This window comes from Megasphaera sp. An286 (assembly GCF_002163455.1).
In the GTDB taxonomy this organism is placed as follows: Bacteria; Bacillota; Negativicutes; order Veillonellales; family Megasphaeraceae; genus Megasphaera; species Megasphaera stantonii.
Window position 1 is genome coordinate 46,707 of the sequence record NZ_NFIY01000019.1, and the last position, 6,242, is coordinate 52,948.

Consider the following 6,242-nt stretch of genomic DNA (forward strand, 5'->3'; position numbering starts at 1 on the left):
ATACAGCAGAAAGGCTCCCGTTTGGGCGGGAGCTTTTTATGTGGAAAGGATGAATGACGAATGAAAGCGAAGATCAACGTCACGGTCTTTCAAAACGGCGACGTCGATATATTGCAGGCCTCGGTGTACGAGGAGCTGTGGAAGGACTACAAGGCCTTTAAAGGACGAGCCCGGCGGCATCACGAAAAAGACTCGGCGAAAGGGGAGTTCTTTGCCAGACGGTATGAACGGGCTGCCTTGCTGACGCTCTTTGCTTTTTTGGAAGGCGTCGTCGACAGATGGCTCAAGGAAGCGGCCGCAGCGGCGGACACCGAACCGGTCGGACTGCCGACGCTGAGCGATAAGTGCCGTCACCTGACGCAGATGGCTTGCCTGCCGCCCTTTCGCGGCATTACGTACGACGCGGCCCGTCTTCTGACCTTTACGGGACGATATGAGCAGGCCGATCTGGCCCTGCTGGAGCACGTCGACGGCAGCCTCCTGCAGGCCATAGAAGACGAAGCAGACGAGTACATGACCTTCATAGAGCGGGCGACAGGCTTCACGCGCTTCCCCCACTTGAACGCTGGCACGGCTGCCATTATGGAAACCATCGGTTCGTGGAGGCAGTAGGGGCGGAGCAAAAATTCCTAAAGGAAATGATAAAAACTTTTTGAATAACAAAAGCAATGCACAGCTCGGCGTATATGAAGCAGGTTGAAGACAAATTTTCAGCCTGCTTTTTTTGTATGTCTTCGACAGAGTGTGCTCTTTGTCCGCCATAGCCAGGAAATACGAGGATTCTGCCCATTGAATGTATACAGGAAGAAGCAATACATGCAAGTCGTATGCATATTACTTCTACGTTGAAGAAAGCAGACTATACTGTCCCAGGAGATATATTGTGGAGTATATCTGTTGTCATGACATAAATTACCTGATTTCTCGCTTTAACAAGGTAAAGAAATGTGCGGTTTATTTGGTGAAAAAACGACGCAAATATGCCCACCCGTGCAATATCACATGGGGTGGATTGAAAATAGATAAAATAATTATAATTACTGAATTTATATTCACACAAATAAAAACAAGAGATAGTGATCTCATCTTACCTAAACTGATTTTACCATTATCTATGATGAGTTTTAATCATAGATAGAATAATGTATTCATAAAAAAATTTGCAATATCCCTTGTTACATATCATATATTTAACGTATCAGGGGATATTGTAATTTTCTATCATATATGATAGACTAAAACTCATAAGAGGAGGTGAACGACATGATCTCTGGCTGGAACCGTTTGACATACAGGAATACCGTATCAAACCGTATGAATATGAATATTAATACGGGGGGGGGGTACCGTAGTGATAAGACGTACTCCTCTGTTTCTCATGCCCTTATTGTAACTGACAACATCCGGGGATACGTGTGCCCTGTTATATATAATGTGTTTTTTAGGCAGCATAGGCGTATGCTGTCTTTTTTGCGTGCCTGTATAGGGACGGCGCGGTATATGACTGCTGGAGATAGCGGGGGATACCGATGAAGCGGCAGGCTGTATGCGCCGTGTGCGGCCGGGAATTTACGGCCGACCGCGTCACGCAGAAATACTGCAGTTCCTACTGCCGCCGCTACGCCCACCGGCACGGCGCGAACAATCATGTCCGTTCGTCGCGGAAAAAGGAAGCCCTGCGCACCTTCCGCTGCCTGAAATGCGGCAAGCTGGTGCGGGTGACCGAGCCGACGGACCGGCGCATCAAGTTCTGTTCGGCCCACTGCGAGCGCCTGTACTGGAAGCATTCCAAGAAGGTCAGTTCCGTCGTCATCCGGAGAGCCTTCCGATGCCGCAACTGCGGAACCTTCGTAGAGGTAACGGAGCCGAAAGACAAGCGGACGACCTTTTGCAGCCAGGCCTGCCGGGAAAAATGGTTTTCCCTCAACAGAAATAAAAACACATTACATATAAAAGACAATCCTGTTAGAAGGAGGAGTATTGTATGAATAAGATTTACAAAGTCATTTGGAGTAAAGTAAAGCATCAGTATGTCGTCACATCGGAATTCGCCCACAGCTGCACGAAGAGTACGACGAGCCGCGTAGGCAGAAGCGCTGCAGCTGTATTGGCTGCATTGGTATTGACGACAGGGGTATGCGCCGTTCCGGCTCAAGCAGCGGATCCAACGCTCGAAGAGCTGTATTATGAACAATTGAACAGCACCGTTCACAACGACGAAACTTCGTCGCCGGTGGTAAAACTGGTTGAAGCACCGACTGCGGTGCCGACTGCCGCAAAAGACGGTGAACAGGCCGTTGACAACGACACGCAGACTGGCGAAGACGGCGGCATGACAGGTGCGGCTGACCAATATACGGTGGTCAACGAAGACGGATTCTACGCCAGCAATACGAAAGGTACCCATAACACGTTGAGCAAAGACGGCCTGTGGGTTGGCGGTACGGACGATAATACGGGTTTCCATGTCGATAATGACGGCAACGTCCGCACGACGGGAAGAGTTACAGCTACATCAGAACAGGGCGATGTTATCATTTCAAACGGTCAAGTGTCCACTCATAATGAAAATGGCACAGCTTCGTTGAGCGGTGACGGCTTGGTTATTGCCAGCGATAAAGGCGCTGCATACTTAGGTGACGGTCAACTGATAGTTACCGGAGGTGTTCAAGCTGGAAATGTTCGAGTTAATACAGATGGAAACAATACAATCACTGGATTGACAAATACGACTTGGGATGGCGTGACAGATACACCGGATCGTGCGGCGACAGAAGGCCAGTTGGGCCAAGTTCAGGGCGATCTCGATGAACTGAACGAAGCTGCTGTAAAATACGATTCGGACGGCCAAGGTGGCTATACAGATAATGTCACTATCGGCGGAAACGTTACTGCCAATTCGTTCCAGAATACGGACGGCAGCTTCAGCGTAGATGCCAACGGCAATGTGGACGCCGAAACGGTGAAATCCGAAGGTATGTCCGTGGTTGACGAAGACAGAAACACAACGTTCCAAGTCTTGTCGAATGGTGATGTAACAGCTCATGATGTAACTGCCAATACGGTCGATGCCAATGCTGTCACCGCAACAACGGTAACAGGCGGTACGGTCATCGGAGAAACGATTCAGAATGCCAACGGCAGCTTCAGCGTAGACGCTAACGGCAATGTGGACGCCGAAACGGTGAAATCCGAAGGTATGTCCGTGGTTGACGAAGACGGAAACACAACGTTCCAAGTCTTGTCCAATGGTGATGTAACAGCTCATGATGTAACTGCCAATACGGTCGATGCCAATGCTGTCACTGCAACGACGGTAACAGGCGGTACAGTTATCGGAGAAACGATTCAGAATGCCAACGGCAGCTTCAGCGTAGATGCCAACGGCAATGTGGACGCCGAAACGGTGAAATCCGAAGGTATGTCCGTGGTTGATGAAGACGGAAACACAACGTTCCAAGTCTTGTCCAATGGTGATGTAACAGCCCATGATGTAACTGCCAATACGGTCGATGCCAATGCTGTCACTGCGACGACGGTAACAGGCGGTACGGTCATCGGAGAAACGATTCAGAATGCCAACGGCAGCTTCAGCGTAGATGCCAACGGCAATGTGGACGCCGAGACGGTGAAATCCGAAGGTATGTCTGTGGTTGATGAAGACGGAAACACAACGTTCCAAGTCTTGGCGAACGGCGATGTAACGGCTCATGATGTAACGGCAACGACAGTAACAGGCGGTACCGTCATCGGGGAAACGATCCGCAACACCAATAATAGCTTCAGCGTAGATGCCAACGGCAATGTAGACGCTGAAACGGTGAAATCCGAAGGTATGTCTGTGGTTGACGAAGACGGCAATACGACGTTCCAAGTCTTGTCGAACGGCGACGTAACGGCGCATGCCGTGACAGCGACGACAGTAACGGGCGGCACGATTCAGAATGCTGATGGCAGCTTCAGTGTAGACGCCAACGGCAATGTAGATGCGGAAACGGTGAAATCAGAAGGGATGTCGGTCGTCGATGAAGACGGCAATACGACATTCCAAGTGTTGGCGAACGGCGATGTAACGGCGCATGATGTAATTGCTAATTCCTACAGCAATGTCAACGGCACGTTTGTTGCTGACGAGAATGGCAAAGTTACAGCGGAAAAAGGCGATATTGGCGATGTATGGTTGTCGGAAGGCAATATTTCCAACGTGAAGAAGATCACGGCGGAAAGCGGCAATATTGGCGACGTCAAATTGGCAGATGGCAAAGTCACGGCTGAAAAAGGCGATATCGGCCACGTATGGTTGTCGGAAGGCAACATTTCCAACGTGAAGAAGATTACGGCGAAAAGCGGCAATATTGGCGACGTCAAATTGGCTGATGGTAAAGTCACGGCTGAAAAAGGCGATATCGGCGATGTATGGCTGTCGGAAGGTACCATTTCTCACGTGCAGAATATCACGGCCGAAAGCGGAACGATTGGCAATGTCGAATTAGATGATGGCAAAGTCACGGCAGACAAAGGAGACATCGGCGACGTATGGTTGTCGGAAGGCAATATTTCCAACGTAAAGAATATCAAAGCGGAAAGCGGCAATATTGGCGACGTCAAATTAGCTGACGGCAAAGTAACGGCCCAAAAGGCTGATATTGGCGGAGTATTTATTAAGAACGAAAGCATTCAGGCTGGAAATATCAAGATCAACGAAAACGGCTCAAATGAAATTACAGGTCTTTCTAATACGAGATGGAACGATGGAACACCTGTAGACGAAGATCGTGCCGCAACAGAAGGTCAGTTGTCGACTGTTCAAGGTTATGTAGATGATCTGGAAAAGAAGACACAGCACATTACTCATACGGCGACTGACAACGGTCACTATACCACTATAGAAGACCATACGAACTTTAACAGCGACGGCAGCATCGACGCTGTGAACGGCCAGTTCAGAGTGACCAGTGATGGCGGGCTTCTTCTTAAGGACGAAGATGGCAATAAAACCTTCAAAATTTACAATAGTACTGGCGGTATGGAAGCTGCAAAGGGGCAATTCAAAGTCAACGGTAAAACAGGGGAAGTTTCTGTCGGCAAGAAAGGTGAAAACGAGTATGCTTTCACCGTAAATAAAGATGGTGATATCTCCACGTCTGGCACCTTATCTGTCAGCAACGGCAAATTTGCTGTTGATACAGATGGCAATACGGAAGTCGACGGCACGATGGTAATCCAAGGCCAGACGATTATCAATGCCAATGCCGATATCAAAGGAAGCCTTGAAGCCGCAGGCAATAAGTTCAAAGTCGACGGAAACACAGGCGAAGTGACTGCGCCTAAGGGCAATATCGGCGGCGTCATTTTAGAAACGACGGACGATGGCAAGAGCAAGGTCAAAGCAGATAAAGCCGACATCGGCGGTGTTATTATTAAAGATAAAGGCATTGAAGCTGGTACTGTACAGATTAACAAAGGCAGTGCAACGGATAACCGCGTCTTAGATGTCAATGGCAATTTTGCTGTTTATAATGACGGAGCCTTTAAAGCCGCTGGTGAAAACTTTGTCGTTAAAGCCACTGGCGATGTAACGGCTAATTCGTATCGTAACGCTAATGGCACGTTTACAGCTGATGAAACTGGCCTTGTAACAGCAACGAAAGCGCAAATAGACAATGTAACGATTGGCGGTGAAGACCCATCTGCTGCTATTAAGGTCAGCGATGATAACTTTATCGTTTATAATGATGGAGCATTCCAAGCGGCAGGACGTAAATTCTTAGTTAATAATCAAGGTGAAATGACTGCTGCAGCGGCAACGGTGGATAATGTTGTCATTGATAATAACCAAGTGACAGGTCTTTCTAATACAACATGGAATCCTGAAGATCCTGATTCTATAGTAGAAGACAGGGCAGCAACGGAAGGACAACTCCTTGATGTTCAAGGCAATCTCGATACGCTGGCAAAAGGCGCAGTGATGTATGACGTAGACGAAGACGGAAACGTTACGGATAACGTAACCATTGACGGCAAGATGGAAGCCAGTGAATTTGCGAATTCCAACAATACGTTCATGGTAACTGAAGACGGAGCTATCTGGGCTAGCGGCGGCGGCAATATTGACGGCGTAGGATTCCAGGACGGTGTAGTGACAGCTCCGGAAGGTATCAGTGCAGGATATGATGCCTTTAAGGTAGATGCCCAAGGCAATGTCAGCACAGATGGTACGATTATCGCTCAAGGCAATTCAA

The 6,242-nt window shown here is 48.6% G+C and carries 3 protein-coding genes; all 3 read left to right on the top strand.

The genetic code is table 11. The features are described 5' to 3' along the window. Positions 1–60: 60 nt before the first annotated feature. The gene (locus tag B5F80_RS09075; RefSeq protein WP_087478508.1) at positions 61–612 is read left to right on the top strand and encodes a hypothetical protein; all 552 of its coding nucleotides are present in this window, start codon (positions 61–63) and stop codon (positions 610–612) included. 917 nt (positions 613–1,529) lie between these two features. Next, positions 1,530–1,988, top strand: coding sequence for a hypothetical protein (locus B5F80_RS09085; RefSeq protein WP_087478510.1), 459 nt, complete (start codon positions 1,530–1,532; stop codon positions 1,986–1,988). Continuing rightward, positions 1,985–6,242: ESPR-type extended signal peptide-containing protein (locus B5F80_RS09090; RefSeq protein WP_143747175.1), on the top strand; the 4,258-nt coding region annotated here is incomplete at its 3' end. The genes B5F80_RS09085 and B5F80_RS09090, both read left to right, overlap by 4 nt.

Excerpts from the sequence above, each read along its gene's own strand:
- B5F80_RS09085 (WP_087478510.1), top strand. The coding sequence starts at position 1,530 with ATGAAGCGGCAGGCTGTATGCGCCGTGTGCGGCCGGGAATTTACGGCC.
- B5F80_RS09075 (WP_087478508.1), top strand. The coding sequence starts at position 61 with ATGAAAGCGAAGATCAACGTCACGGTCTTTCAAAACGGCGACGTCGAT.